This window comes from Pseudomonas mucidolens (assembly GCF_900106045.1).
In the GTDB taxonomy this organism is placed as follows: Bacteria; Pseudomonadota; Gammaproteobacteria; order Pseudomonadales; family Pseudomonadaceae; genus Aquipseudomonas; species Aquipseudomonas mucidolens.
The window spans coordinates 5,482,424-5,508,074 of the sequence record NZ_LT629802.1 but is presented as its reverse complement, the minus strand read 5'-3'; the positions used below and the strand labels follow the sequence as shown (position 1 = coordinate 5,508,074).

At 61.2% G+C, this 25,651-nt stretch carries 23 protein-coding genes; 14 read left to right on the top strand and 9 right to left on the bottom strand.

Going from position 1 to position 25,651, the window contains the following annotated elements:
• Positions 1-77: 77 nt before the first annotated feature.
• The 6 genes from BLU75_RS25350 to bioB all read right to left on the bottom strand — a co-directional run bounded on the left by BLU75_RS25350 (position 78) and on the right by bioB (position 5,052).
• Complete coding sequence (locus tag BLU75_RS25350) at positions 78-359, bottom strand: pyrroloquinoline quinone biosynthesis protein PqqE (protein WP_084379585.1); 282 nt, start codon at positions 357-359, stop codon at positions 78-80.
• Positions 360-466: 107 nt separating this feature from the next.
• A complete protein-coding gene (gene bioD, locus BLU75_RS25345) occupies positions 467-1,147 on the bottom strand; it encodes a dethiobiotin synthase (RefSeq protein WP_084379586.1) in 681 nt (226 codons plus the stop codon).
• Positions 1,144-1,956: a malonyl-ACP O-methyltransferase BioC gene (bioC, locus tag BLU75_RS25340; protein ID WP_084379587.1), complete on the bottom strand. Its 813-nt coding sequence runs from the start codon at positions 1,954-1,956 to the stop codon at positions 1,144-1,146. The genes bioD and bioC overlap by 4 nt, the downstream gene beginning before the upstream one ends.
• Complete coding sequence (locus BLU75_RS25335; protein WP_084379588.1) at positions 1,949-2,680, bottom strand: alpha/beta fold hydrolase; 732 nt, start codon at positions 2,678-2,680, stop codon at positions 1,949-1,951. The genes bioC and BLU75_RS25335 overlap by 8 nt, the downstream gene beginning before the upstream one ends.
• Positions 2,673-3,851: an 8-amino-7-oxononanoate synthase gene (gene bioF / locus BLU75_RS25330; RefSeq protein WP_084379589.1), complete on the bottom strand. Its 1,179-nt coding sequence runs from the start codon at positions 3,849-3,851 to the stop codon at positions 2,673-2,675. Before bioF ends, BLU75_RS25335 begins: the two co-directional genes overlap by 8 nt.
• A 145-nt stretch (positions 3,852-3,996) precedes the next feature.
• The gene (gene bioB / locus BLU75_RS25325; RefSeq protein ID WP_084379590.1) at positions 3,997-5,052 is read right to left on the bottom strand and encodes a biotin synthase BioB; all 1,056 of its coding nucleotides are present in this window, start codon (positions 5,050-5,052) and stop codon (positions 3,997-3,999) included.
• Between the two features lie 92 nt (positions 5,053-5,144).
• Between bioB and BLU75_RS25320 the strand changes: the two genes are divergently transcribed.
• The 5 genes from BLU75_RS25320 (at position 5,145) to rarD (ending at position 10,857) form a co-directional block, all read left to right on the top strand.
• The gene (locus tag BLU75_RS25320; RefSeq protein ID WP_084379591.1) at positions 5,145-5,882 is read left to right on the top strand and encodes a ComF family protein; all 738 of its coding nucleotides are present in this window, start codon (positions 5,145-5,147) and stop codon (positions 5,880-5,882) included.
• 64 nt (positions 5,883-5,946) lie between these two features.
• Entirely contained in the window at positions 5,947-6,711 is a 765-nt protein-coding gene (locus BLU75_RS25315; RefSeq protein ID WP_084379592.1) for a TOBE domain-containing protein, read from the top strand.
• Between the two features lie 78 nt (positions 6,712-6,789).
• Positions 6,790-8,694: a PhoX family protein gene (locus BLU75_RS25310; RefSeq protein ID WP_090221587.1), complete on the top strand. Its 1,905-nt coding sequence runs from the start codon at positions 6,790-6,792 to the stop codon at positions 8,692-8,694.
• 189 nt (positions 8,695-8,883) lie between these two features.
• Positions 8,884-9,858 carry a serine/threonine protein kinase gene (locus BLU75_RS25305; protein ID WP_084379594.1) on the top strand — a complete coding sequence of 325 codons (975 nt, stop codon included), beginning with the start codon at positions 8,884-8,886 and terminating at the stop codon, positions 9,856-9,858.
• A 114-nt stretch (positions 9,859-9,972) separates the two neighbouring features.
• Positions 9,973-10,857 (top strand): EamA family transporter RarD, encoded by an 885-nt coding sequence (gene rarD, locus BLU75_RS25300; protein ID WP_084379595.1) that lies wholly within the window; start codon positions 9,973-9,975, stop codon positions 10,855-10,857.
• A gap of 222 nt (positions 10,858-11,079) precedes the next feature.
• On the opposite strand, the gene BLU75_RS25295 is transcribed toward rarD, so the two are convergent.
• The gene (locus BLU75_RS25295) at positions 11,080-11,598 is read right to left on the bottom strand and encodes a glycine cleavage system transcriptional repressor (protein ID WP_084379596.1); all 519 of its coding nucleotides are present in this window, start codon (positions 11,596-11,598) and stop codon (positions 11,080-11,082) included.
• A gap of 419 nt (positions 11,599-12,017) precedes the next feature.
• Here BLU75_RS25295 and BLU75_RS25290 point away from each other — a divergent pair, with 419 nt between their 5' ends.
• On the top strand, positions 12,018-14,195 hold the full coding sequence (locus tag BLU75_RS25290) for a malate synthase G (protein WP_084379597.1): 2,178 nt from the start codon (positions 12,018-12,020) through the stop codon (positions 14,193-14,195).
• A gap of 94 nt (positions 14,196-14,289) precedes the next feature.
• Here BLU75_RS25290 and BLU75_RS25285 read toward each other — a convergent pair whose 3' ends face one another.
• Positions 14,290-14,736 carry a response regulator gene (locus tag BLU75_RS25285; protein WP_084379598.1) on the bottom strand — a complete coding sequence of 149 codons (447 nt, stop codon included), beginning with the start codon at positions 14,734-14,736 and terminating at the stop codon, positions 14,290-14,292.
• A gap of 244 nt (positions 14,737-14,980) precedes the next feature.
• Here BLU75_RS25285 and BLU75_RS25280 point away from each other — a divergent pair, with 244 nt between their 5' ends.
• The 8 genes from BLU75_RS25280 (at position 14,981) to BLU75_RS25245 (ending at position 23,908) form a co-directional block, all read left to right on the top strand.
• Positions 14,981-16,915 carry a putative nucleotidyltransferase substrate binding domain-containing protein gene (locus BLU75_RS25280; RefSeq protein WP_304362992.1) on the top strand — a complete coding sequence of 645 codons (1,935 nt, stop codon included), beginning with the start codon at positions 14,981-14,983 and terminating at the stop codon, positions 16,913-16,915.
• Entirely contained in the window at positions 16,912-17,619 is a 708-nt protein-coding gene (locus BLU75_RS25275; RefSeq protein ID WP_084379600.1) for a 3'-5' exonuclease, read from the top strand. The genes BLU75_RS25280 and BLU75_RS25275 overlap by 4 nt, the downstream gene beginning before the upstream one ends.
• Before the next feature lie 145 nt (positions 17,620-17,764).
• On the top strand, positions 17,765-18,283 hold the full coding sequence (locus BLU75_RS25270; protein ID WP_084379601.1) for an RNA polymerase sigma factor: 519 nt from the start codon (positions 17,765-17,767) through the stop codon (positions 18,281-18,283).
• A complete protein-coding gene (locus BLU75_RS25265; RefSeq protein WP_084379602.1) occupies positions 18,280-19,248 on the top strand; it encodes a FecR domain-containing protein in 969 nt (322 codons plus the stop codon). The genes BLU75_RS25270 and BLU75_RS25265 overlap by 4 nt, the downstream gene beginning before the upstream one ends.
• A 158-nt stretch (positions 19,249-19,406) precedes the next feature.
• Positions 19,407-21,836 (top strand): TonB-dependent siderophore receptor, encoded by a 2,430-nt coding sequence (locus BLU75_RS25260; RefSeq protein WP_084379603.1) that lies wholly within the window; start codon positions 19,407-19,409, stop codon positions 21,834-21,836.
• 72 nt (positions 21,837-21,908) lie between these two features.
• Entirely contained in the window at positions 21,909-23,012 is a 1,104-nt protein-coding gene (locus tag BLU75_RS25255) for a PepSY-associated TM helix domain-containing protein (RefSeq protein WP_084379604.1), read from the top strand.
• A complete protein-coding gene (locus BLU75_RS27545; RefSeq protein ID WP_090221586.1) occupies positions 23,009-23,182 on the top strand; it encodes a hypothetical protein in 174 nt (57 codons plus the stop codon). Before BLU75_RS25255 ends, BLU75_RS27545 begins: the two co-directional genes overlap by 4 nt.
• 96 nt (positions 23,183-23,278) lie before the next feature.
• Positions 23,279-23,908, top strand: a complete 630-nt coding sequence (locus BLU75_RS25245; protein WP_084379605.1) for a glutathione S-transferase family protein — start codon at positions 23,279-23,281, stop codon at positions 23,906-23,908.
• 343 nt (positions 23,909-24,251) lie between these two features.
• On the opposite strand, the gene creD is transcribed toward BLU75_RS25245, so the two are convergent.
• A complete protein-coding gene (gene creD / locus BLU75_RS25235) occupies positions 24,252-25,625 on the bottom strand; it encodes a cell envelope integrity protein CreD (protein ID WP_084379607.1) in 1,374 nt (457 codons plus the stop codon).
• Positions 25,626-25,651: the final 26 nt, after the last annotated feature.

The following is a 25,651-nucleotide window of genomic DNA, read 5'->3' as shown; positions in this document are numbered from 1 at the left end:
AGACTGAACGCGGCGCCTAGCTCTTTGCGAGCACGAGCTAGGCGCCCCCTAACGCCTACAAAAAAGGAGGTATGGGATCAGGCGTAGGTATCGATCAACGTACCGAGCATTTCGTCGGAGGCCTTGGCGACTTTTACGCCCAGCTCCACTTGAAACTTGCCTTCGGCCATTTCCACCATATTACTTGCCGAGGTGGTCGATTGACCGCGATCAACCGCGCGCAGCCGATCATTCTGAGCGTCCGACGGCTGGGTGGTGGCAGCACTGGCGATCTTGCCGGCGGCCTGGTCGACACGGTTCTGCCCGGTCTGAATACTGCTCAGTCCCGAATAAAACGCACTGCTTCCAGAGATTTCCATCGCGTGAACCTGCCTTGCAATAAAGCGTGAACCCTTATTGAAGCAGACAATCTGGCAAAAGGCCCGTCAAAAACACTAATGGCACTGTGCCCTAACCGTTAAGAAAATCAATCAAGCAGGTCCAACTGCAAGTACCCGGCCACCGCTTCGGCAGACGGTTGCTTGAGCCTGGGCACCCGCCCCAGGCACGGCGCGGGCAGGCGTTCGGCCAGCGTCCCGAGATTTTCTTCCAGACGAGAGGTCTTGGGATCAATGATATTGGCCACCCATCCGGCCAACGGCAAACCGTCCCGGGCGATCGCTTCGGCGCTCAATAGCGCGTGATTGATACACCCCAGGCGTACGCCCACCACCAGAATCACCGGCAGTTGCAAAGCCTTGGCCAGGTCCGAAAGGTTGTCCTGATCGGCCAACGGTACACGCCATCCGCCCGCACCTTCGATCAAGGTGAAATCCGCGTGCTTGGCGAGGATCTGCTGCATCGGTGTCAACAAGGCTTGCACGGTCAACGCCACGCCAGCCTCACGCGCCGCCAGATGAGGCGCAATGGCCGGCTCGAACGCCAGCGGATTGACCTCGGCGTAAGTCAGCGGCAACGAGCATTCAGCCAGCAATGCCAGGGCATCGGCGTTGCGCAGGCCTTTGGGCGTCAGTTCACAGCCCGAGGCCACCGGCTTGCCCGCAGCGGTGCTCTTGCCTGCCTGCCGAGCGGCATGCAGCAGCCCGGCGGCGATCGTCGTCTTGCCGACATCGGTATCGGTACCGGTGATAAAATACGCAGCACTCATAGCGGTTTCTCCAGCACGCCATACACCACTTGATAAGTTGCCGGCAGACCCTTGGCCTGGCGGAACTGCTCGTACGCTTGAACCAGCGCAACAATCCGCGCGCGCCCGGTCAAGCCGCCAGGGCGTCCCGGATTCAGATTGTGCGCGCCCAATGCTTTCAATTCATGGGTCAGGCTGCGCACGTCCGGGTAATACACGACGTGAGCACGTCGCTCCAAACTCACCACACGCAGTCCGCTGGCTGCGCACAGCTGTTGATAGGCAGTGAACGCTCGAAAGCGATTGACGTGAACCATGCCATCCGCCGCCCGCCAACTTTCGCGCAGCTCATCCAGGGTCCCGACGCACAGGCTGGCAAACGCCATCACGCCACCCGGCTGCAACACGCGTTGCGCTTCATTGAGCACTGAGGCGAAATCCGCGCACCACTGCACCGCCAGGCTGGAGAAGATCAATTCGCAGCAGCCATCCTGCAGCGGCATGCGCTCGGCATCGCCGGCGACAAAATGTTCGGCGCCACCCAAGGGCCGTGCGTGATTGAGCATGCCTTCGGCGATATCCAGCGCCACGCCGTGCCCCTGGGGAAACACCGTGTTCAACGCACGGCTGAAATAGCCGGTGCCGCAGCCCAGGTCAAGCCAACGTCGCGGCCTGAATCCAGACGGCAGACGTCCGAGCAACTCGCCGCCCACGTCGCGCTGCAGCGCCGCGACACTGTCATAGCTGGACGCAGCCCTGGAAAAGGACGCCGCGACCTGGCGCTTGTCAGGCAAGGCGCCCGGCAGCGGAGGATGGGATAAATCAGTCATCACCGCACTCATGCAAAAAAGCCTGAATCGCCCCCGCCACTCCGTGGGGGTTATCCAGAAGAAAGGCGTGCCCGGCCTGTTCAATCAGGCCGATCTCGATATCGGGCAATAACTTCAGCAACTCAGTCGCAGCCTCGCAGGGCACCAACTCATCCAGGCCGGCAAACACGTGCAGTTGCGGGCCACGGAACGCTTGCAGGGCATCACGCGTGTCCAGTTGCGCGAGTAACTCCAGGCCGCTCATCAAGCCTTTGGAGGAGGTCTTCGGTGCACTGCTGACCAGCAGACGCGCCAGTCCCTTGGGGTCTTGCGCGCCCTTGGCGCAGAGCAGGCCGAAACGTTTGAGGGTGACTTGGGAGTCGGCATGGCAACCGGCCAGGAACGCATCGAAGGTTTCGCCGGGCATCGCACACGGCCAGCCAGCATGGGCCACAAAACACGGGTTGCTGGCCAAGGTCAGCAGGCCGCAACAGCGCTCACCACGCCGCGCTGCCAGTTCGGACGCGAGCATTCCACCCAGAGACCAACCGCCGAGCCAGGCGTTGTCCGGCAAGGTCGCGTCAAGTTCATCGAGCCATTCGTCGAGGTCGCTGCAATCCAGCTCCGGCAAAGGCTCGATATCCACCCGCAAGTGTTCGTCCAGCCCGCGCAACGCGGCGGCCAACGGTTCCAGCGGCGATACCCCAAGCCCCCAGCCGGGGAGCAATATCAGTCGATCACGCATGCTCGGGTTCCTCACCCAACAAGCGGAAACACGCTTCCAATGCGTTTAACAATAGCTGCACCTGGGCCTCGCTGTGGGCCGCCGACAAGGTCACCCGCAAACGCGCGGTGCCGTTGGGCACGGTGGGTGGGCGGATCGCCGTTACCATCAAGCCGCGCTCACGCAGCATCTGCGACAGGCGAATCGCCCGGCCGCTGTCGCCGATCATGATCGGCTGGATCGGCGTGAAGCTGTGCATCAACTCCAGGCCGATCTGCTCGGCGCCCTGGCGGAACTGGCGGATCAGCGCGTTCAAATGCTCACGCCGCCAGTGTTCGGTACGCAGCAACTCCAGGCTTTTCAGGGTCGCGCAGGCCTGGGCCGGGGGTTGGCTGGTGGTGTAGATGTAGGGTCGAGCGAACTGGATCAGGCTTTCGATCAACTCTTCGCTGCCGGCAACAAAGGCGCCAGCCGTACCGAATGCCTTGCCCAGGGTGCCGACCAGCACCGGCACATCGTCCAGGCTCAAGCCGAAATGCTCGACGATGCCACCGCCAGTGGCGCCCAGCGTGCCGAAGCCGTGGGCATCATCGACCATCAGCCACGCGCCCCTGGCCCGGGCTTCGCGAACCAGCGCGGGCAGATCGGCGAGGTCGCCGTCCATGCTGAACACCCCATCGGTCACCACTAGCGTATTGCCGCTGGCCTTCTCAAGGCGCTTGGCCAGGCTCACGGCGTCGTTGTGCAGGTAACGGTTGAAGCGCGCCCCGGACAATAAACCGGCATCCAGCAGCGAGGCATGGTTGAGGCGATCTTGCAGCACTGTATCGCCCTGCCCCACCAGCGCCGTGACCGCGCCGAGGTTAGCCATGTAACCGGTGCTGAACAGCAGCGCACGCGGTCGGCCAGTGAAGTCGGCCAAGGCCTCTTCCAAGGCGTGATGCGGCGTGCTGTGGCCAATCACCAAATGCGACGCCCCGCCGCCCACGCCCCAGCGGGACGCTGCGGCGCGCCAGGCTTCGATCACTTGAGGATGATTGGCCAAGCCCAGGTAATCGTTATTGCAAAAGGCCAACAACGCTTGGCCATCCACCACCACTTGCGGACCTTGAGGACTTTGCAGCAGCGGGCGCTGGCGATAGAGGTGTTCTGTACGGCGGGCAGCGAGGCGCGCGGCGAGATCAAAAGACATGCGGGGCCTCGGAGTTGGCGGATTGGACTCGGTCAAAATGTGGCCGCGGGCTTGCTCGCGATAGCTGTGTGTCAGTCAACACCTGTACTCACTGATACACCGCTATCGCGAGCAAGCCCGCTCCCACATTTGGATTGCACTTCAATCAGACGGCGGCGTTATAAAACTGCTCGCTGTTCTGTTGTTCCACCAACGCCTGCTCAATCGCGGCCTGGTGGACTTCGTCGGCGTGCTCTTCGCGGGCTTCCGGCAGGATCCCCAGGCGCGAGAACAATTGCATGTCCTTGTCCGCCTGTGGGTTGGCGGTGGTCAGCAACTTGTCACCGTAGAAAATCGAGTTGGCGCCGGCGAAGAACGCCAGGGCTTGCATCTGCTCGTTCATCGCCTCGCGGCCGGCAGACAACCGCACATGGGACTTCGGCATCAGGATGCGCGCCACGGCCAACATGCGGATGAAGTCGAACGGGTCGATATCGTCGGCATTCTCCAGCGGCGTACCGGCGACCTTCACCAGCATGTTGATCGGCACCGACTCCGGATGCTCCGGCAGGTTGGCCAGCTGGATCAACAGGTTGGCGCGGTCGTCGAGGGATTCACCCATGCCGAGAATCCCGCCGGAACAGATCTTCATCCCCGAATCCCGCACATACGCCAGGGTCTGCAGGCGCTCGCTGTAAGTACGGGTGGTGATGATCGATCCGTAGAACTCCGGGGAGGTATCCAGGTTGTGGTTGTAGTAGTCGAGCCCGGCCTCGGCCAGGGCGGACGTCTGATCCTGGTCGAGACGACCGAGGGTCATGCAGGTTTCCAGGCCCATGGCTTTTACGCCTTTGACCATTTGCAACACGTAAGGCATGTCCTTGGCCGACGGATGCTTCCAGGCGGCGCCCATGCAGAAACGCGTCGAACCAATGGCCTTGGCGCGCGCGGCCTCCTCGAGGACCTTCTGCACTTCCATCAGCTTTTCTTTTTCCAGGCCGGTGTTGTAGTGGCCCGACTGCGGACAATATTTGCAATCTTCCGGGCAGGCGCCGGTCTTGATCGATAACAGGGTGGATACCTGAACCCGATTGGCATCGAAATGCGCGCGGTGCACGGTCTGCGCCTGGAACAACAGGTCATTGAACGGTTGGACGAACAGTGCCTTGACCTCGGCCAAAGACCAGTCGTGACGCAGAGTGGCAGTGATGCTGGCGCTCATGGGCGATTCCTTGATTATGCTTTGGCAAGCGCTGCGGGAAGGGCAATACCCACAGGCACGACACGGATGCTCGGCATATTTAAGGAAGATTCATGCACTGTCAACCTGAGCGCAAACCCAAGGTTTACATCTGGTCAAAAAACAAACAATACTGTTTGATCTGCAATGAAACCACCGATTCCCCCATGGCCGTGTGCAACCTCTGCGAAATCGAGCTGCCGTGGCTGCTGGCGCAGTGTGAAGTCTGCGCCCTGCCGCTGCCGATGAGTGGCCTGGTCTGCGGCCAATGCCAGAAATCGCCCCGCGCGTTCAAACAGGTGGTGGCGCCCTGGAGCTACAGCTTCCCGGTCGACAGCCTGATCAGCCGATTCAAGCACCAAGGCCAATGGCCTCTTGGACACCTGCTGGCAAACCTGCTGGGGCAATACCTTCAGGATCGCTTCGAAAACACCCAACTGACTCGCCCCGACTGCCTGCTGCCCGTGCCGATGGCCGGCAAACGCTTGCGCCAGCGCGGATATAACCAGGCCGTGATGCTCGCTCGCTGGCTGAGCAAGGACCTCAATGTGCCGGTCAATGAACACCTGTTGTTGCGCCCCCAGGAAACTGTCGCCCAGCAGGAACTGGACGCCAGGACCCGCCAGTGCAACCTGCTCAACGCCTTCGCCTTGGCCGCCGATACGCAGGTCGAAGGTCGGCACCTGGCCCTGGTGGATGACGTGTTGACCACTGGCGCCACCGCCCACAGCCTGGCGCGCCTGTTGATGCAGGCCGGCGCCCGACAGGTCGACGTATATTGCCTGGCGCGCACCCCCAAACCCGGCGCCTGACTTGACTCCAACGCCGCCTGCCCGCAACGTCTCGAGCATCCAAGCCAGCGCGTAACCGTTCGCCATGCCTTTACCCACACTGTTGAGCCAACACATCGTCCGACGCCCGCAGCGCATTGCCCTGCTGCAACACATCGCCGAGCAGGGTTCCATTACCCGCGCGGCGAAAAGCGCGGGCTTGAGCTACAAGGCCGCGTGGGACGCCATTGATGAGTTGAACAATCTGGCGCAAAAGCCTCTGGTTGAACGCAGCGTCGGCGGCAAGGGCGGCGGCGGTGCGCGGTTGTCGGCAGAAGGCGAACGGGTGCTGCGTCTGTACCTGCGCCTGCAAACCCTGCAGGCCCAGGTGCTGGAAGCCGCCGAGGACGCCAGCGACTTCAACCTGTTGGGCCGCCTGATGCTGCGCACCAGTGCGCGCAACCAGTTGCACGGCCAAGTCGTCGCCATCACCCGCAACGGCCACAATGACCTGATTCGCCTGCAACTGGCCGCCGAGTTGACCCTCGAGGCGCAGATCACCCACGACAGCACCCTGCGCCTTGAATTGGAAATCGGCACGCAAGTCGTGGCGTTGATCAAGGCCGGTTGGCTAGAGCTGCTCGGCGCCAACGACGCCGCAACGCCTGACTACAACTGCATGAGTGGCCAGGTCGACGCGATTCTCGAGGCCGACGACGGTCCCAGTGAAGTACGCATCAGCCTGTCGAATGGCCAGGTGCTCTGTGCATTGGCCTCGCCGGGGCAGCTTGCGGCCCTGGGCGCGGTCAAGGGAAACCCTCTCCAGGTGCAATTTGCCCCGAGCAATGTGCTGCTGGGTACCCCGGCGTAATTGACGCATTCACTAAACTGAAACCGTTTCGTCATAAACGCTCCCTAAGGTGTCTGCAAAAACATCAAGGAGCCTGAGATGAACCTATTAGAAGAAAACCAAGCCACCGATCTCGAACAGATGGTCGGCCTCACTCGTCGCCGTTTTATCGGTGCCGGCGCCCTGTGCGGCGCCGCGATGTTTCTGGGTGGCAACCTGCTGACCCGCAGCGCCCTCGCCGCTGGCGTCAGCGCCGCCTCCAATAGCCCGTTGCTGGGTTTTGCCAGCATTGCCGCCAGCACCCGCGACACCCTCACCTTGCCGCCCGGCTACACCGCCTCGGTGCTGATCAGCTGGGGGCAGCCGCTGCACCAGGATGGCCCGGCCTTCGACCCGAGCGGCAACGGCACGGCCAAGGCCCAAGAACAGCAATTTGGCGATAACAACGACGGCATGAGCCTGTTCGCCTTCCCCGATGACGACACCCGCGCCTTGCTGGCCATCAACAATGAGTACACCAACTACCGCTACCTGTTCGCCCACGGCGGCATGCCGCAATCCGCCGAGGAGGTACACAAGGCCCAGGCCAGCGAAGGCGTGTCGGTGATCGAAGTCAAACGCCAGGGCGACACCTGGCAATTCGTTCAGGGCTCACGTTACAACCGACGTATCCACGGCAACACGCCGATCCGCCTGAGTGGTCCGGCGGCCGGCCACGACTGGTTGAAAACCAGCGCCGACACCTCCGGCCAACACGTCCTCGGCACCTTCCAGAATTGCGCCAACGGCATGACGCCGTGGGGCACGTACCTGACCTGCGAAGAGAACTTCACCGACTGTTTCGGCAGCAGTAACCCGCAACAGGCCTTTGACGCCGGGCAAAAGCGCTATGGCGTGGTGGCCGCCAGCAAGGAGATCAACTGGCATCAATACGACCCGCGTTTCGACATCGCCAAGCACCCCAACGAACTCAATCGCCATGGCTGGGTCGTGGAAATCGATCCGTTCGACCCGCAATCGATTCCAGTCAAGCGCACCGCCCTGGGCCGCTTCAAACACGAGAACGCGGCCCTGGCGCAAACCCGTGACGGCCGAGCGGTGGTCTACATGGGCGACGACGAGCGCGGCGAGTTCATCTACAAGTTCATCAGCCGCGACACGATCAATCACCAGGACCCCAAGGCCAACAAAGACCTGCTGGACCACGGCACCTTGTACGTGGCGATCTTCGACGCGGGCGACGGCAATACCGACCACCCCAAGGGCAAGGGACAATGGGTCGAACTGAGCTTCGGAAAAAACGCTATCGACGCCAGCAGCGGTTTCACCAGCCAGGCCGAAGTGCTGATCCATGCACGCCTGGCCGCCAGCGTGGTGAAAGCCACGCGCATGGACCGCCCGGAATGGATCGTCGTCAGCCCCACCGACGGCCAGGTCTATTGCACCCTGACCAACAATACCAAGCGTGGTGAAGACGGCCAGCCGGTGGGCGGCCCCAACCCTCGGGAGAACAACCTCTACGGCCAGATCCTGCGCTGGAAGGCCAATGCGGATGACCACGGCGCGTCAGACTTTACCTGGGACCTGTTCGTGGTGGCCGGCAACCCCGGCGTACATGCCGGCAGCCCGAAGGGCGGCTCGTCCACTATCACCCCGCAGAACATGTTCAACAGTCCCGACGGCCTGGGTTTCGACCAGGCCGGGCGCCTGTGGATCCTCACCGACGGTGACTACAGCAACAGTGGCGACTTTGCTGGCATGGGCAATAACCAGATGCTCTGTGCCGACCCGAACACCGGTGAAATCCGCCGATTCATGGTGGGACCTGTGGCGTGCGAGGTGACCGGCATCAGCTTCTCGCCGGACCAGAAGACTTTGTTTGTGGGGATTCAGCATCCGGGTGACACGGGTGATTCAACCTTCCCGGAACATCTGCCCAACGCCAAGCCGCGCTCCTCGGTGATGGCGATTCGGCGCGAGGATGGCGGGATCGTCGGCGCCTGATAAACCGCAGCCCTCTGTAGGAGCGGGCTTGTCCGCGAAGATCGTCAACGAAAACACGGGAAGCCTGACACCCCGCGTGCGCCTGAAGTTCTTCGCGAGCAAGCTCGCTCCTACAAGGCCCCTTTCTCCCTTCCTTGTGCGTTACCATACGCGGCCGGACGCGGCGCTCTGCTGCGCGCAGGAGTTCGCATGGCCCATCCGTTTGAAACACTGACCCCTGACCTGGTACTCGACGCTGTCGAAAGCATCGGTTTTCTCAGCGACGCCCGCGTGCTCGCGCTGAACAGCTACGAAAACCGTGTCTATCAAGTGGGCATCGAAGACTCCGAGCCGCTGATCGCCAAGTTCTACCGCCCTCAGCGCTGGACCAACGAAGCGATCCTCGAAGAACATCGTTTCACCTTCGAACTGGCCGAGTGCGAAGTCCCGGTGGTCGCGCCGATGATTCACCACGGCGAAAGTCTGTTCGAGCACGCCGGTTTCCGTTTCACCCTGTTCCCCCGTCGCGGTGGCAGGGCGCCGGAGCCGGGCAATCTGGACCAGCTGTATCGTCTTGGGCAATTGCTCGGGCGCTTGCACGCCGTGGGTTCCACCCGCCCGTTCGAACACCGCGAGGCGCTGGGAGTGAAGAACTTCGGTCACGACTCCCTCACCACCCTGCTCGAAGGCAACTTTGTTCCCAAGAGTCTGTTGCCGGCCTACGAGTCCGTGGCCCGCGACCTGCTCAAGCGCGTGGAAGAGGTCTACACGGCCACGCCGTACAAGAACATCCGCATGCACGGCGACTGCCACCCCGGCAACATGATGTGCCGCGACGAGATGTTCCACATCGTCGACCTTGACGACTGCCGCATGGGCCCGGCGGTCCAGGATCTGTGGATGATGCTGGCCGGTGATCGCCAGGAATGCCTGGGGCAATTGTCAGAATTGATGGACGGCTATCAGGAGTTCCACGACTTCGATCCCCGCGAACTGGCGCTGATCGAACCGTTGCGCGCCCTGCGCCTGATGCACTACAGCGCCTGGCTCGCACGGCGCTGGGACGATCCGGCGTTCCCGCGCAGCTTCCCGTGGTTTGGCAGCGAGCGGTATTGGGGCGATCAGGTGCTGGCGCTGCGCGAGCAATTGTCGGCACTCAATGAAGAACCGTTGAAACTGTTCTGACGATTATTCCGTGGGAAGCGGCGGTCCGCCGTATTCCCACAGAAAGCCAATCCCCATCCTCGACAAATTTACTTACAATCACGCTTTTGTTAGCTGCCTAAGCAAGGATTCAGCATGCACGCTGCCAACCCGCGTCGCGGGTACATATTAGGCCTGAGCGCCTACATCATCTGGGGCTTGTTCCCGCTCTACTTCAAAGCCATCGCCAGCGTTCCCGCCGCCGAAATCATTGTCCACCGGGTGCTCTGGTCGGCGCTGTTCGGCGGCCTGCTGTTGCTGGTCTGGAAACACCCCGGCTGGTGGCGAGAACTGCGCGACAACCCCAAGCGCCTGGCGATCCTCGCGCTGAGCGGCTCACTGATCGCCGGCAACTGGCTGACTTACGTCTGGTCGGTAAACAGCGGACGCATGCTTGAAGCCAGCCTGGGTTACTACATCAACCCGCTGATCAATGTGTTGCTGGGCATGCTGATCCTCGGCGAACGCCTGCGTCGCCTGCAATGGGTGGCGGTCGCACTGGCCGCGGTGGGTGTCGCGCAACAAGTGTGGCAAGTCGGCAGTTTGCCGTGGGTGTCGCTGGTGCTGGCACTGACATTCGGTTTCTACGGCTTGATCCGCAAACAAGCACCGGTCAAGGCGCTGCCCGGCCTGGTGGTGGAAACCTGGATGCTGGTGCCGATTGCGCTGGCGTGGCTGCTGTTCAATCCTACCGCCCATAGCGCCGACCTGGCGTTCTGGAGCACGTCCGAAGCCTGGTGGCTGGTGGCGGCAGGCCCGGTGACGCTGGTCCCGTTGGTGTGTTTCAACGCGGCAGCGCGGCATTTGCCCTATACCACTCTGGGCTTTTTGCAGTACCTGGCGCCGACCCTGGTGTTGTTGCAAGCCGTGCTGCTGTTCGACGAACACATGAGCCCCAGCAGCCTGGTGGCCTTCGTGTTTATCTGGGTCGGGCTGGCGGTCTACAGCGTGGATGCGTGGCTCAACCTGCGCAAACGCTGATCAAATAACGTACAAAACCCTGCAGGCCTCAGCTGCCGTGGCCTGCAGGGTTCCACCCCAAGGTTATCCACAGGCTGGTCCCCGGCGCTTGTGCACAAGCCGTTGAAATTGCTCGTTTTTTGCTCAAAACCCGACAAGCCCCAGCAGACGTGGTCTGGGGCCAGGTTTCTACAGCTTATCCACAGGCCCATGCAGGTTTTCCATGAACAACCTGGTGGACAGTTATTCCTCGTTGCGCAGCGCCAGCTCTACCATCAAGTCATCCGCCAGGGTTTCCAGAGCGGCTTGCAGCGTATCCAGCGTCAACGTCGCCGGCACGGCCAATGACGCTTCGGCATAAAACAACGGATCACCACTCATGGGCGCTGGACGCACATCGGTGTTCAGCCGCTCAAGGTTGACGCCCTGGCTGCTCAACAGCGCGGTGATCTCGCGCACGATGCCCGGCCGATCATTGCCCACCAGCGTCATCAGAATCGCTTTGTTCGCCGCCGCCAGCCCGGCGCTGCTTTCACCCACCAGCACACGAATGCCATGGGTGGACAAGTCTTCCAGCGCGTCCATCAATGCCTGCCGACTCTCCGCCGGAACGCTCACCCGCAGGATCCCGGCGAACTGCCCAGCCATATGCGCCATGCGGCTTTCCAGCCAATTTCCGCCCTGCCCGGCAATGCACTGGGCGATGCGTCCAACCAGGCCTGGTTTATCCGCGGCGATGATCGTGAGTACGAGATGGTCCATGGCACAGTCCTCTGGAGTTCAACCTACAAGGTGGACGCAGGTTCCCATGAAAACAAATCGTGTACCATTTTTAGATTTATCTGGGACAATCCAATAGTTTTTTGAGAACATCCCATACCCCGCTGTGACCGTATGACCAAAGTGGGTCGCTTAACGACGTATTTAGTCTAATTTTCACAACCGCAACTCATCATGTAGTATGCCGCAGCGCGCACTACATAACGTTAGGTCGATGTCTGCCAAGGCGCCGTGATAACCCCGAACACCCCGTCAGCAAGCTTTGCGCCGTTGATTGGAACCACCCAGCCGCCATCGATTGGCATGTACTGGTACCCTGGGTTTGTGGTTTAAATGGCCAGAGGCTGCATTGGTAAATTGAAAAGCTGAAAAGCGAATAGCTGAGCAGAGTGAGGCAAGCAATGACTGAACACGTTCAAGTCGGTGGCCTGCAGGTCGCCAAAGTCCTGTTCGACTTCGTGAACAACGAAGCCATTCCCGGTACCGGCCTGACCGCCGACCAGTTCTGGGCCGGCGCCGACAAGGTCATTCACGACCTGGCACCGAAGAACAAAGCCCTACTCGCCACACGCGACGATTTCCAAGCGCGGATCGATGCCTGGCACCAGACCCATGCTGACCAGGCCCACGACGCGGTGGCCTACAAGGCCTTCCTGCAAGACATCGGATACCTGCTGCCAGAAGCCGCGGATTTCCAGGCGACGACACAAAACGTCGATGACGAGATTGCCCGCATGGCCGGCCCGCAGCTGGTAGTGCCGGTGATGAACGCGCGTTTCGCCCTCAACGCTTCCAATGCGCGCTGGGGTTCGCTGTACGACGCGCTGTATGGCACCGACGCCATCAGCGAGGCCAACGGCGCCGAGAAAGGCCAGGGCTACAACAAAGTGCGGGGCGACAAGGTCATCGCCTTTGCCCGCGCGTTCCTCGACGAAGCGGCACCCTTGACGGCCGGCAGCCACGTGGATTCGACCGGCTACAAGATTGTCGACGGCAAGCTCATCGTCAGCCTCAAGGGTGGTAGCAACAGCGGCCTGCGTGACGATTCCCAGTTGATCGGTTTCCAGGGCGAGACCGCCCAACCGATCGCGATCCTGCTGAAAAATCACGGCCTGCATTTCGAGATCCAGATCGACGCCAGCACCCCGGTCGGCCAGACCGATGCCGCCGGCGTCAAAGACATCCTGATGGAAGCCGCACTGACCACCATCATGGACTGCGAAGACTCGGTTGCCGCCGTCGATGCTGATGACAAAGTGGTGATTTACCGCAACTGGCTCGGCCTGATGAAGGGCGACCTGGCCGAAGAAGTGGCCAAGGGCGGCAAGACCTTCACCCGCACCATGAACGCCGACCGCGTCTACACCGGCGTGGACGGCCAGGACGTAACGCTGCACGGCCGTTCGCTGCTGTTCGTGCGCAACGTCGGCCACCTGATGACCATCGACGCGATCCTCGACAAGGACGGCAACGAAGTGCCGGAAGGCATCCTCGACGGCCTGTTGACCAGCCTCGCGGCGATCCACAGCCTCAACGGTAACAACACCCGCAAGAACAGCCGCACCGGTTCGGTCTATATCGTCAAGCCGAAGATGCACGGCCCTGAAGAAGCGGCGTTCACCAACGAGCTGTTCGGCCGTGTCGAAGACGTGTTGAACCTGCCGCGCAACACTCTGAAAGTCGGGATCATGGACGAGGAGCGCCGCACCACGGTCAACCTCAAGGCCTGCATCAAGGCGGCCAGCGAACGCGTGGTATTTATCAACACCGGTTTCCTCGACCGTACCGGCGACGAAATCCATACGTCCATGGAAGCCGGCGCGATGGTGCGCAAGGCCGCGATGAAAGCTGAAAAGTGGATTGGCGCCTACGAGAACTGGAACGTCGATATCGGCTTGAGCACCGGCCTGCAGGGTCGTGCGCAAATCGGTAAAGGCATGTGGGCGATGCCCGACCTGATGGCGGCCATGCTCGAGCAGAAGATTGCTCACCCGCTGGCCGGCGCCAACACCGCGTGGGTACCTTCGCCGACCGCCGCCGCGTTGCACGCGCTGCACTATCACAAGGTCGACGTGTTCGCCCGCCAGGCCGAGCTGGCCCAGCGCGAGCGTGCCTCGGTCGACGATATCCTGAGCATTCCTCTGGCCAGCAACACCGATTGGTCTGACGAGGAAATCCGCAACGAACTGGACAACAACGCTCAAGGCATCCTCGGTTATGTGGTGCGCTGGATCGACCAGGGCGTGGGGTGTTCCAAAGTGCCGGACATCAACGATGTCGGCCTGATGGAAGACCGCGCCACCCTGCGGATTTCCAGCCAGCACATTGCCAACTGGCTGCGCCATGGCATCGTCAACGAAACCCAGGTCATGGAAAGTCTCAAGCGCATGGCACCTGTGGTGGATCGGCAGAATGCCGGTGACCCGCTGTACCGCCCACTGGCTCCGGACTTCGATAGCAACATTGCGTTCCAGGCAGCGGTGGAACTGGTGGTCGAAGGTACCAAGCAGCCCAATGGTTACACCGAGCCGGTGTTGCACCGTCGGCGCAGGGAGTTCAAGGCCCGGAATGGTCTGTAAATGAAAAAAGCCCTGATCGAGAGATCGGGGCTTTTTCTTAGGCTTCATGCTGATTTGACTGGCGCCGATGAGGCCGGCACATTCAGCGCGAGTTTCAGGAAGCCATTCCCAGCTCGCGCTTCACCATCTTCGCCAATTTCACGCTATCGATCGGCTTGAGCAGGAAGTCCACCACGCTCAAGTGCATGGCATCGATCACATCCGGCGCCTCGGCGTCCCCCGACACCACGATGATCGGCAGCGCTGCACGGGTGGAACCGCGAACCTGACGAATCAATTCCAGGCCATTGCTGGGCGCCATGCGCAGGTCGGTGATCAGCAAACCGATCGAGGCGTGAGTGTTCAACAACGCCCACGCCGCTTCGCCACTACTCGCCGTCATGCAGCGAATGCCGTCCAACCCAAGGATTTCCGCCAGCAGTTCGCGCGCGTCCTTGTCGTCGTCCACGATCAGCACGCGTTGTGGCGGTAAATCAGGTTCGAGCATCACGGCGCTCAGCGCCTCGCGCTCGTCATCACTCAAAATATCGTGGTCGGACATACGTCTCTCGGCAGTTTTCAACACTCTCCAGCTCAGACGTCAGACATCAGCGCAAGGGCGCTCAATGTGCACTTCGTCGGAAAGTTTTCCTAGTGGGCCTTCTACGGAGTTTGGACGATATTCATGTAAGGCTTTTCCCTAATCACGGACAGTGACATAGCTACCTAGACTTACGTCCAATGGGCACTCCGCGCGCAGGAGTCGACCATGCAGGACGATAACGACAAAAACTGCGGTCATGGTTATGAGTAAAGCTGATGCTTTCACCCAGGCAGGAAAAACTGCGGTGTTGCAGAACATCCACGGCACCCTGCAATTCCTCCAACGATTCCCGCCTTTCAACCAAATGGAGTACGCCCACCTGGCGTTTCTGGTGGAGCAGTGCCAATTGCGCTTCTACGGTCCCGGCGAGAGCATTCTCAAACCGTCGTCCGGCCCGGTAGAACACTTCTATATCGTCAAGCAGGGACGTGTCGTCGGCGAGCGGCTGCATTCGGCCACCGGCGGCACTGAAACCACGTTCGAAATCACCACGGGCGAGTGCTTTCCGCTGGCGGCGCTGCTGGGCGAGCGGGCTACGCGTACTGAACACCTGGCGGCCGAGGACACCTTCTGCCTGCAATTGAACAAGCCGGCCTTCATCAAGCTGTTTGCGCTGTCCGGCGCTTTCCGCGACTTCGCCTTGCGCGGCGTGAGTAGCCTGCTGGACCAGGTCAACCAGCAGGTCCAGCAAAAAGCCGTGGAAACCCTTGGCACCCAATACTCATTGAATACCCGCCTGGGCGAGCTGGCCATGCGTCATCCGGTGACGTGCAGCCCGCTGATGCCGCTGCGCGAGGCTGTGACACTGATGCATGAGCAGCAGGTCGGCAGCATCGTGGTGGTGGACCCAGACAAGGCGCCCGTGGGGATTTTCACCCTGCGTGACCTGCGCCATGTGGTGGCGGACGGTACCAACGACTTCAATCAGGCCATCGAAGGCCATATGACCCCGGCACCGTTCTTCCTCAGCCCGGACCACAGCGCCTTCGATGCGGCCATCGCCATGACCGAACGCCACATCGCCCATGTGTGCCTGGTCAAGGACCGGCGTCTGTGCGGCGTGGTCTCCGAACGCGATCTGTTTTCCCTGCAACGGATCGACCTCGTTCACCTGGCCCGGACCATCCGCAACGCGCCCCGGCTGGACAACCTGGTAGCGATGCGTGGCGAGATCGGCCAACTGGTGGAGCGCATGCTGGCCCACGGCGCGTCTTCGACCCAGATCACCCACATCATCACCCTGCTCAACGACCATACGGTGTGCCGGGTCATCGAGCTGACCCTGGCGGAGCGCGGCGATCCCGGCGTGCCCTTCAGTTGGCTGTGTTTCGGCAGCGAAGGCCGTCGCGAACAGACGCTGCACACCGATCAGGACAACGGCATTCTGTTTGAAGCCAAGGATGGCGTCGAAGCCGCCGAGATTCGTCGGCGCCTGTTGCCGCTGGCGCAACAAATCAACCAGAGTTTGGCACTGTGTGGTTTTACCCTGTGCAAGGGCAACATCATGGCCGGCAACCCCGAGCTGTGCCTGTCCCGCGCCGAATGGGCCCGACGCTTCGCTGCGTTTATCCGCGAAGCGACCCCGGAGAACTTGCTCAGGTCCAGCATCTACTTCGACCTGCGGGTCGTCTGGGGCGATGAACGCGGCTGCGAGCAACTGCGCCAGGGCATTCTGGATCAGGTCGCGGACAACCGCCTGTTCCAGCGCATGCTGGCCGGCAACGCCTTGCGCCAACGCCCGCCGCTAGGACGTTTGCGCGACTTTGTGCTGACGCGCAAGGGCAGTGACAAAGCCACACTGGACCTCAAAGTGCAGGGGCTCACACCGTTCGTTGATGGCGCCCGTCTGCTGGCCCTGGCCAACGGCATCGCCACCAATAATACGTTGCAGCGTTTGCAACAACTGGTGGACAAGGGCGTGATCGAACGCCTGGACGGTGCCGCCTATGAGGAGGCGTATCACTTTATCCAGCAGACGCGCATGCAGCAGCACCAAGTGCAAACCCGTGAGAACCAGCCTTACTCCAACCGGGTCGACCCGGACAGCCTCAACCATCTGGACCGTCGTATCCTGCGCGAATCCCTGCGCCAGGCCCAACGCCTGCAAAGCAGCCTGGCCCTGAGGTATCAGTTGTGAGTTGGTTCAGTTGGCTACGTCCGTCACGGCCAGCTTTGAGCGCCACACAACAGGCTCGTCTGGAACAGTTGCCAGGCGCCCGGCCGTTGGGCGACGGCTCGCTGCGGGCGCAACGCTGGGTAGTGCTGGACCTGGAGACCAGCGGCCTCAACCTCAATCGCGACCAGGTGCTGTCGATTGGCGCGGTGGTGATCGAGGACGCAGCCATCGACTTTTCCCAGCAGTTCGAGCGCACCCTGCAACGGGCCGATGCCAAGCCCGGCCCCAGCGTGCTGATCCACGGCCTGGGGCCCAGCGCCATTGCCGCAGGGTGCGATCCGGTCGAGGCGTTGCTGGATTTCATGACGTTTGTCGGTGACAGTCCGCTGCTGGCATTTCATGCGCCGTTCGACCAGCACATGCTCGGCCGTGCGCTCAAGGACAGCCTCGGCTATCACCTGGCTCACCCGTTTCTCGACGTCGCCGACCTGGCGCCGCTGTTGTGTCCGCAAGCCTCGATCCGTGAGACGGGCCTGGATAACTGGATCGATCACTTCAACCTGCAAGTCGGTGAGCGCCATCATGCCAGCGCCGATGCCCTGGCCACGGCGGAGCTGGCCTTGATCCTGTTCAGCCGAGCACGTCAGCAACACCTCGACAGCCCCCTCGCCTTGCAACAGCGCGTGAGCCAATGGAAGCGGCGCACGCAGGCACCCTCTTTCTAGCGATGCCGCGCAACTTCGGGGTGAGCGGGCTCATGCCTTCAGGGTGACCGGTCCGCTACCCGACCAATGCCAATTGCCAGCATCTCGCGCCTCTGACACAATCGCGAATAATTCTCGTTATTTTAAACTTTTAGTCGGTGATGCCTTGTCGTCAGCCCAAAGTCCCCACAGTGAGCTTGTTGGCGCGTTATACCGCGACCATCGCGGCTGGCTGCTGGCTTGGCTGCGGCGCAACGTGGCTTGCCCGAGCCGCGCCGAAGACCTGAGCCAGGACACGTTCATGCGCCTGCTGGGGCGTGACGAACTGCGCGCGCCTCGCGAACCTCGGGCGTTTCTGGTGGCCGTCGCCAAGGGGCTGCTGTTCGACTATTTCCGCCGCGCTGCGCTGGAACAGGCCTACCTCACCGAACTGATGCTGATCCCGGAGAGCGAACACCCGTCGCCGGAAGCACAGCAACTGATCCTCGAAGACCTCAGGGCTATCGACCGCTTGCTCGGCAAACTTTCCAGCAAGGCCCGCGCGGCGTTTTTCTATAACCGCCTCGACGGTCTTGGCCACGCCGAAATCGCCCAACGCCTGGGTGTCTCGGTACCTCGTGTGCGGCAATACCTGGCCCAGGGCATTCGTCAGTGTTACATCGCGCTGTATGGCGAACCGCAGTGAGCCCGATCAGTTCCAAACCGGTTTCCGCCCGCGTGTTGGATGCCGCCATCGCCTGGCAACTGTCTCTGGATTCCGGGGACGGCAGCTTGATTGCTCACGAAGAATTCAACAAATGGCTGGCCAGTGATGAAGAACACGCCCGAGCCTGGCGCCAATTGGGCATGCTCGACCAGCGCTTCAGCATCGCCTCGGGGCCGGCGCGGGCGGCGCTGTTGCAGTCGCGCGAAGGCATTCGCCAGCGTGTGCGCAAACTCGGCAGCGGACTGGCCAGTGTGGTCCTGGTCTGTGGCCTGGTGTTGTTTGCCGGACAACGTTATTTGCCCATCGACTATTGGCTGGCCGACCAACGCACGGCCACCGGCGAACAGCGCACGCTGAGGTTGGCGGACGGTACGCTGGTCAACCTCAATACCCACAGCGCGATTGACGTGCAATTTGACGACAAGCGCCGGCTGATCGTGCTGCAGGAAGGTGAAATTCTTGTCGAGACCGGTCACAACGACAGCCGCCCGTTTATCGTCAAAACCCGCGAAGGCAGTCTGCGGGCCCTGGGTACACGCTTCATCGTCAAACGCGAGGACGATGGCACACGGCTGAGTGTGCTGCAGTCCGCCGTCGCCGCCCAACCAGAGACGCTGCATCGGGAACAGATCTTCAAGCAAGGTCAACAAGTGCTGATGCGCAGCGATGGCCTCGGCCCACTGCAGGCTGTCGCGCCCGGCAGCGATGCCTGGACCCGCGGCATGCTGGTGGTGGATAACGCGCGGCTGGGGGATGTGATCGAAGAACTCGGGCGTTATCGCAGTGGCTATCTGGGAATCGAGCCGCAACTGGCCGACCTGAGGATCACCGGCAGCTTCCCACTGCACGACACCGACCTGGCGTTGAATGCACTGTTGCCGACGTTGCCGGTGCAGATCCGACAGCGCACACCGTGGTGGGTAACGGTTACCGTAAAACCTTAAGTTTTGCGGTGCCTGGGCGATTCGACTTGCTCGCGATGAGGCCCTAAAAACCACCGAAAATCCCCAGGCAAGAAAATATTTTCACCCAGCCCTATCACTTTTTGATTCTCGTGCGGCACACAGGCAATTGAGAAATATTTCCATTCAGGAGCCCTTCCATGTCCCGCACGCTCGATACGTTGTTGCGTCCCAGCCTGTTAGCCGTGGCCATTGCCCTCAGCGCCCCGCTGGCCAGCACCCAGTTGATCGCCGCCGAACAAGCCTCCAGCGTGCGCGCCTACAACCTGCCCGCCGCGCCTTTGGCCAGCACCCTGAACCAGATCGCCAGCCAGGCCGGCCTGGCGCTGACGCTTGATCCGGCACTGGCGGCAGGCAAGACCTCGACGCCGGTCCAGGGTCAGTTCGACGCACCGGGCGCCTTGCGTGAAGCCTTGCGCGGTACGGGTTTGCAACTGGAACAAAGCAGCGCCGGCACGTTCAGCCTGGCCGCGATTCCGCAGGGCGTGGTGGCCCTGCCGGAAACCAGCATCATTGGCCAAAGCAACTATGAGAGTGCATGGGGACCGGTGGAGGGTTATGTCGCAACGCGGACGGCAGCGGGGAGCAAGACTGATACCGCGCTGGTAGAAGCACCCCGATCAATCTCGGTCGCTACCCGCCAGCAGATGCAGGACCGCAACGTCCAGAACCTTGATGACGCCGTGCGCTACATGCCCGGTATTGTTTCCGCCAGCTACGGCAGTGACACCCGCTACGACTGGATGCGTGTACGTGGCTTCGAACCCACCCAGTTTCTCGACGGACTGCCACTACCAAGGGGTGTATATGCCAACCCGAAAGCGGAAACCTGGAACCTCGACCGCATCGCGCTGCTGCGCGGCCCGGCCTCCTCTGTCTACGGCCAGACCCCACCGGGCGGTTTGCTGGACATGGTCAGCCGGCGCCCAAGCGCCGAATCGAGCCATGCCATCCAGGTTCAGTACGGCAGTGACAACTATCGCCAGATCAACTTCGCCAGCACCGGCAAGATCGACGACGAAGGTGAGTTTCTCTACGGTGTCAGCGGGGTCGTGCGCGATGCGGGAACCCAGGTTGATCATATCGACAACAAACGCTACAACATCGCCCCCAGCCTGACCTGGAACATCAATACCGACACCAAGCTGACACTGCTGTCGCAGTTCACCCGCGACGATACTGGCGCCACCAGCCAGTTCCTGCCGATACAGGGCACCAAGATCAAATCGCCGCTGGGCGACGTCTCGCACCACAAGAACCTGGGCGATCCGGACTACGAGTTCTACGACCGCACCTACTACGCACTGGGCTACGCCTTCGAGCATCGCTTCAACGACACCTGGCAGTTCCGTCAAAACTTGCGTTATACCAAGTCAGAGCTGTCCTTCCAGCAACTGACCGTCGGCGCTTATGGCTATTCACCTGCTGACGCGCAAGGAAATATCAGTCGCTCGTCGACCAACGTTGACGAGAATATTGGCCAGTTCGCGGTCGACAACAATTTCCAGGCTGACTTCGCCACTGGCGACATCACCCACACATTGCTGCTCGGTCTGGATCATCAACGCACCGACACCTCCTACCTGTCGATTTTCGGTACAGCGCCAGGTACCAACATCTACAACCCGATCTACGGCCAGCCGATCGAGCGCCCGGCGCGCTCAGGCGCGTTCTATGACTACAACCAGAAAACCGTACAGACCGGTCTCTACGTGCAAGACCAGATGGCCTTGGATAACTGGCGCCTGACCCTCGGTGGTCGTGAAGACTGGGTGCACCAGGGCACCACTTACTTCAACAAGAACGATGCGACCAACACTGACCGCAGCAAGAATTTCAGTGGCAATGCGGCGCTGAGCTACGTGTTCGATTCGGGCATTGTGCCCTACATCTCCTACGCCGAATCGTTCCAGCCTGCCAGTAACGCCAGCGTCTCCCCTACCGAGTCGTATAAACCCACCGAAGGCAAACAATGGGAATTGGGGATCAAGTATCAGCCGCCCGGTTCAAATACATTGCTCAGTGCGGCGATTTACGACCTGACCCAGAAAAACGTGCTGGTCACCAGCTTCGAACCCGGGGGCGTGTCGACCACCGACCAGACCGGCGAAGTGAAGGTCAAGGGCCTGGAACTGGAAGCCGTGTCTGACGTGACTGAGAACCTCAAGGTCATCGCCGCTTACACGCTGGCCAAGTCCGAGGTACAAAAAGGCGAGCACAAAGGTAATCGCCTGCAATTGATGCCAAACCAGCAAGCCTCCCTATGGACTGACTACACTTGGCACAACGGCGTGCTGGACGGTTTCGGCATCGGCGCGGGGGCCCGCTACACGGGCAATACCTACGGCGACCAAGCCAACACATGGCTGGGCAAAGCCGATGCCTACACCGTATTCGACGCCGCGGTGCACTACGACCTCGGCCGCCTGGACAACAGCCTCAAAGGCGCCTCGGCAAAGCTCAACGCCACCAACCTGTTCGACAAGGACTACATTTCCACCTGCGACGGCTCGTACTGCTACTACGGCGACCAACGCAGCGTCGTCGCCAGTGCAACCTATCAGTGGTAATGCGCTGAGCTAACCGGCTCCACAACCAGACCGTCCCATGAGGACGGCTTTGGCTTGTCTGAAGGCAATGAAATGAAAAGCAAAACCATCCGCCGCTGGTCCTTCATCCACACCTGGACCAGCCTCATCTGCACCGTGTTCCTGCTGATGCTGGCCCTCACCGGCCTGCCGCTGATCTTTCACCACGAGATCGATCATCTGCTGGGCAATGAGCCCGAACTCAAGCAGATGGCGGCCGATACACCGCAACTCAATCTCGAACAACTGGTCACAGCTGCACAGGCCCACCGCCCCGGCGAAGCCATGCAGTACCTGGCCTGGGATGAGGATGACAAGAACGGCGTGATCGCGATCATGGCTGCCACCGCGGGGACCGAACCCAATTCGTCCCACACCTTCATGCTCGACGCCCGTACCGGGGAAAGTGTGGAGATGCCGTCGGCCAATGGCGGGTTGACGATGTTCCTGCTGCGCCTGCATGTGGACATGTTCGCCGGCCTGCCGGGCAAGTTGCTGCTGGCGTTCATGGGGTTGCTGTTTGTGCTGGCGATTATCTCCGGCACGGTGTTGTACCTGCCATTCATGCGCCGTTTGAAGTTCGCCACCGTGCGCCAGGACAAATCCACGCGCCTGCGCTGGCTGGACCTGCATAACCTGATCGGCGTTGTCACCTTGACCTGGGCGCTGGTGGTGGGTGTCACGGGGGTGATCAGCGCCTGTGCCGACCTGATCATCGCCGCCTGGCGCAGCGACAGCCTGAGCGCGATGGTCGAGCCGTACAAAAACGCCCCGCCGCTGACCTTGCGCGCCCCTGCCACGAACCTGCTGACAATTGCCGAGCAGGCTGCGCCGGGTATGACGCCGGACTTTATCGCCTTCCCCGGCACACGGTTTTCCAGCGAGCATCATTACGCCGTCTTCATGAAGGGCAGTACCCACCTGACCTCACATCTACTGACGCCGGTGCTGATCGACGCCAGCAACCTGCACGTGACCGCCGTCGGCGAACGGCCGTGGTACTTGGATGCCATGGGCATGTCTCAGCCCCTGCACTTTGGTGACTACGGCGGTATGCCGATGAAAATCCTCTGGGCGGTACTCGATGTGTTGACCATTATCGTGCTGGGCAGCGGCGTGTACCTGTGGCTGGTGCGGCGCAAGGCGGGGCAGCCATGAAGCCCCGGCAGTCGAGTTTCTGGAAGGTGTTCGGGATTCCGCTGGTGATCGGTGCACTGAGTACGACGGGGCTGTTCGCCGCGCTGCTGGGGGATGGGTTGTGGGACTCATTGAGCTGGGTCGGGTTGGGCGTACCGGCTGTTATCGGAATATGGGCATTTCGCAAGTAGGAAAAAACCTGAGAACCCCGCGTTAAACCCGGCACGCTGCGTTATCGTTGGCATTCTTCGCGAGCACGCTCGCGCCTACAAAGGATTGAATTGCCCATGTCCGTGCCCAGCATGACGTTGTTCCACAACCCCGCTTCGCCGTTTGTCCGCAAAGTCCTGGTGCTGTTACATGAAACCGGCCAACAAGACCGGGTGGCCTTGCAAACCGTATTGCTCACGCCAGTCAACCCGGTGGGCGTGCTGAACGAGAGCAACCCGGTGGGCAAGATCCCGGCCCTGCGCCTGGCCGATGGCAATGTATTGCACGACAGTCGAGTGATCCTCGATTACTTCGACCATCAACACGTCGGCAACCCGTTGATCCCACGTGACGGCTCGGCCCGCTGGCGGCGCCTGACATTGGCGTCGATGGCTGACGGGATCATGGACGCAGCCGTGCTGGTCCGCTATGAAACCGCCCTGCGCCCGCCGGAAAAACACTGGGACAGCTGGCTGCAAGAGCAGCGCAACAAGATCCACCGCGCCGTTGCCGAACTTGAAGCGGATGCCATCGCCGAACTGACCAGCCATTTCGACGTCGCCGCCATCAGCGTCGCCTGCGCCTTGGGTTACCTGGACTTCCGGCACCCGGACCTGTCATGGCGCTCGGACAACCCCAAGCTCGCGGCGTGGTATGCCGAGGTCAGTCAACGCCCCTCGATGCAGGCAACCCAACCGCCGGCCTGATTCATAGGACAAGATTGGGGAATAAGGCTCTCCCTGTAAAAAGGCTTGTCCTGTGCTGAGGAGTGCTTGTCCTGTGGCGGAGCTTGTCCTGTGGCGAGGGGGCTTGTCCCCCGTTGGGCTGCGCAGCAGCCCCAAAACCAGCCACTGAGGAATGCCTGATACACCGCATGCTGCTTGAATGCTTGGGGCTGCTGCGCAGCCCAACGGGGGACAAGCCCCCTCGCCACAGGGCAAGCACCCTTCCCGCAGGGAAAACTTTCTTCCACAGGCCGCGCCACCGGAAACAGCGCATTGATTCTGCTGATCAATCGCACTGCCATCCGCCGATCCTCGCGCAGCCCGATCATTGCACCGCCTCCAGGTCAAACTCCAGCGGCGCGGCGGCCTTGCGTTTGCCCACGCCGTACCAGTCGAGTTTGCGCGTCAGCACCATCACCGTGCCCAACAGGCCGAACAACAGCAGCGAGCCCATCAGCAGCGCGTAATCCTCGGCGCTCAACAACCCGTACAGCAAGCCATACAGCGCCGCCAGTCCCGCCGAGAACCCCACACCATGGACGACGCTGCGCAGCACATGGCAGACATAAAAGCCAATCAACAACACGCACGCGCTGGCCGATATCAGGTACGCCAGGGCGAAGCCGATGTGTTCGGACAACGACAACAGCAGCAGGTAGAAAAACGCCAGGGCCACCCCGACCAGCGCGTACTGGATCGGGTGTACCGCGAGGCTCTTGAGCACCTCGAAGAGGAAAAATCCGGCAAATGTCAGGGTGATAAACAACAGCGCATATTTGATCGCCCGATCACTCTTGAGGTACTGGTCCACCGGGTCGATAAAGTTCACGCCAAAGCTGCGGCCATTGAAGTCTTCACAACCGCGTTCCGACAGGCAACCGCGCAGGGCCTCTTCCAGGTTGGTGGAGAAAAACGAGGTGTGCCAGTTCGCGCTAAAGCCTTGATCAGTGATTTCACGCTGGGCCGGCAGGAAGTTGCCGATAAAACTGGGATGCGGCCAGTTGGACGTCAGCTTGACCTGACTGGTCTTGCCCACGGGCAGCACTTGCAACTGCTCGGTACCTTGCAGGCGCAGGTCGAAGGCGAAGTCCAGCGGCGCCGGTTTTTTGCTGTCGAGGACGGGCAACAGCACACTCACGCCCTCGCCCAACCACGCCACTTGAGTCCCCGGCGAAAACGCCAGGCGCTGACTGCCCAGCTCCAGCGTCAGGGCATTTTCGATGCCGCGAATATCACTGATACCCACCGCCAGAAACGCCGGGTCAAACTGGTAGTCGGCAAAGTTTTCCTTGATACCCAACTGCTCCGGCAATACAAAGCGGCCGCTGATGCGGTTATCCGCATGGAACAGCCGCGCCTGATAAATCCCCCGTGCCCGCAGTTCGGTTTGCACCTGGCCGTCGAGTTCGAAGTGCTCCGGCAGGAAATACAGACGACCGTGCACCTCGCGAGTTTGCTCATAGCGCTTGTTGAGTTTTTCGTTGAGCTTCCACTCACGCACGGTCTTGCGATACGGCACGACCATCACCGGCCCGCTCACCTGCTGGCTGTAGCTGGAGCTGCGGGCAATGTCCATCAATACACCGTCGCGCAGTTGCTGGCGCTCATCGATGATGCCATCGATCATCAACAACGGAATCAGCAATAGCAGGATCAGCAGCGCAATCGCGCCCAGTTTGAATAGCAGGCTGCGGTTCATCGGTCTCTCCCTGTTTTGATGAGCAA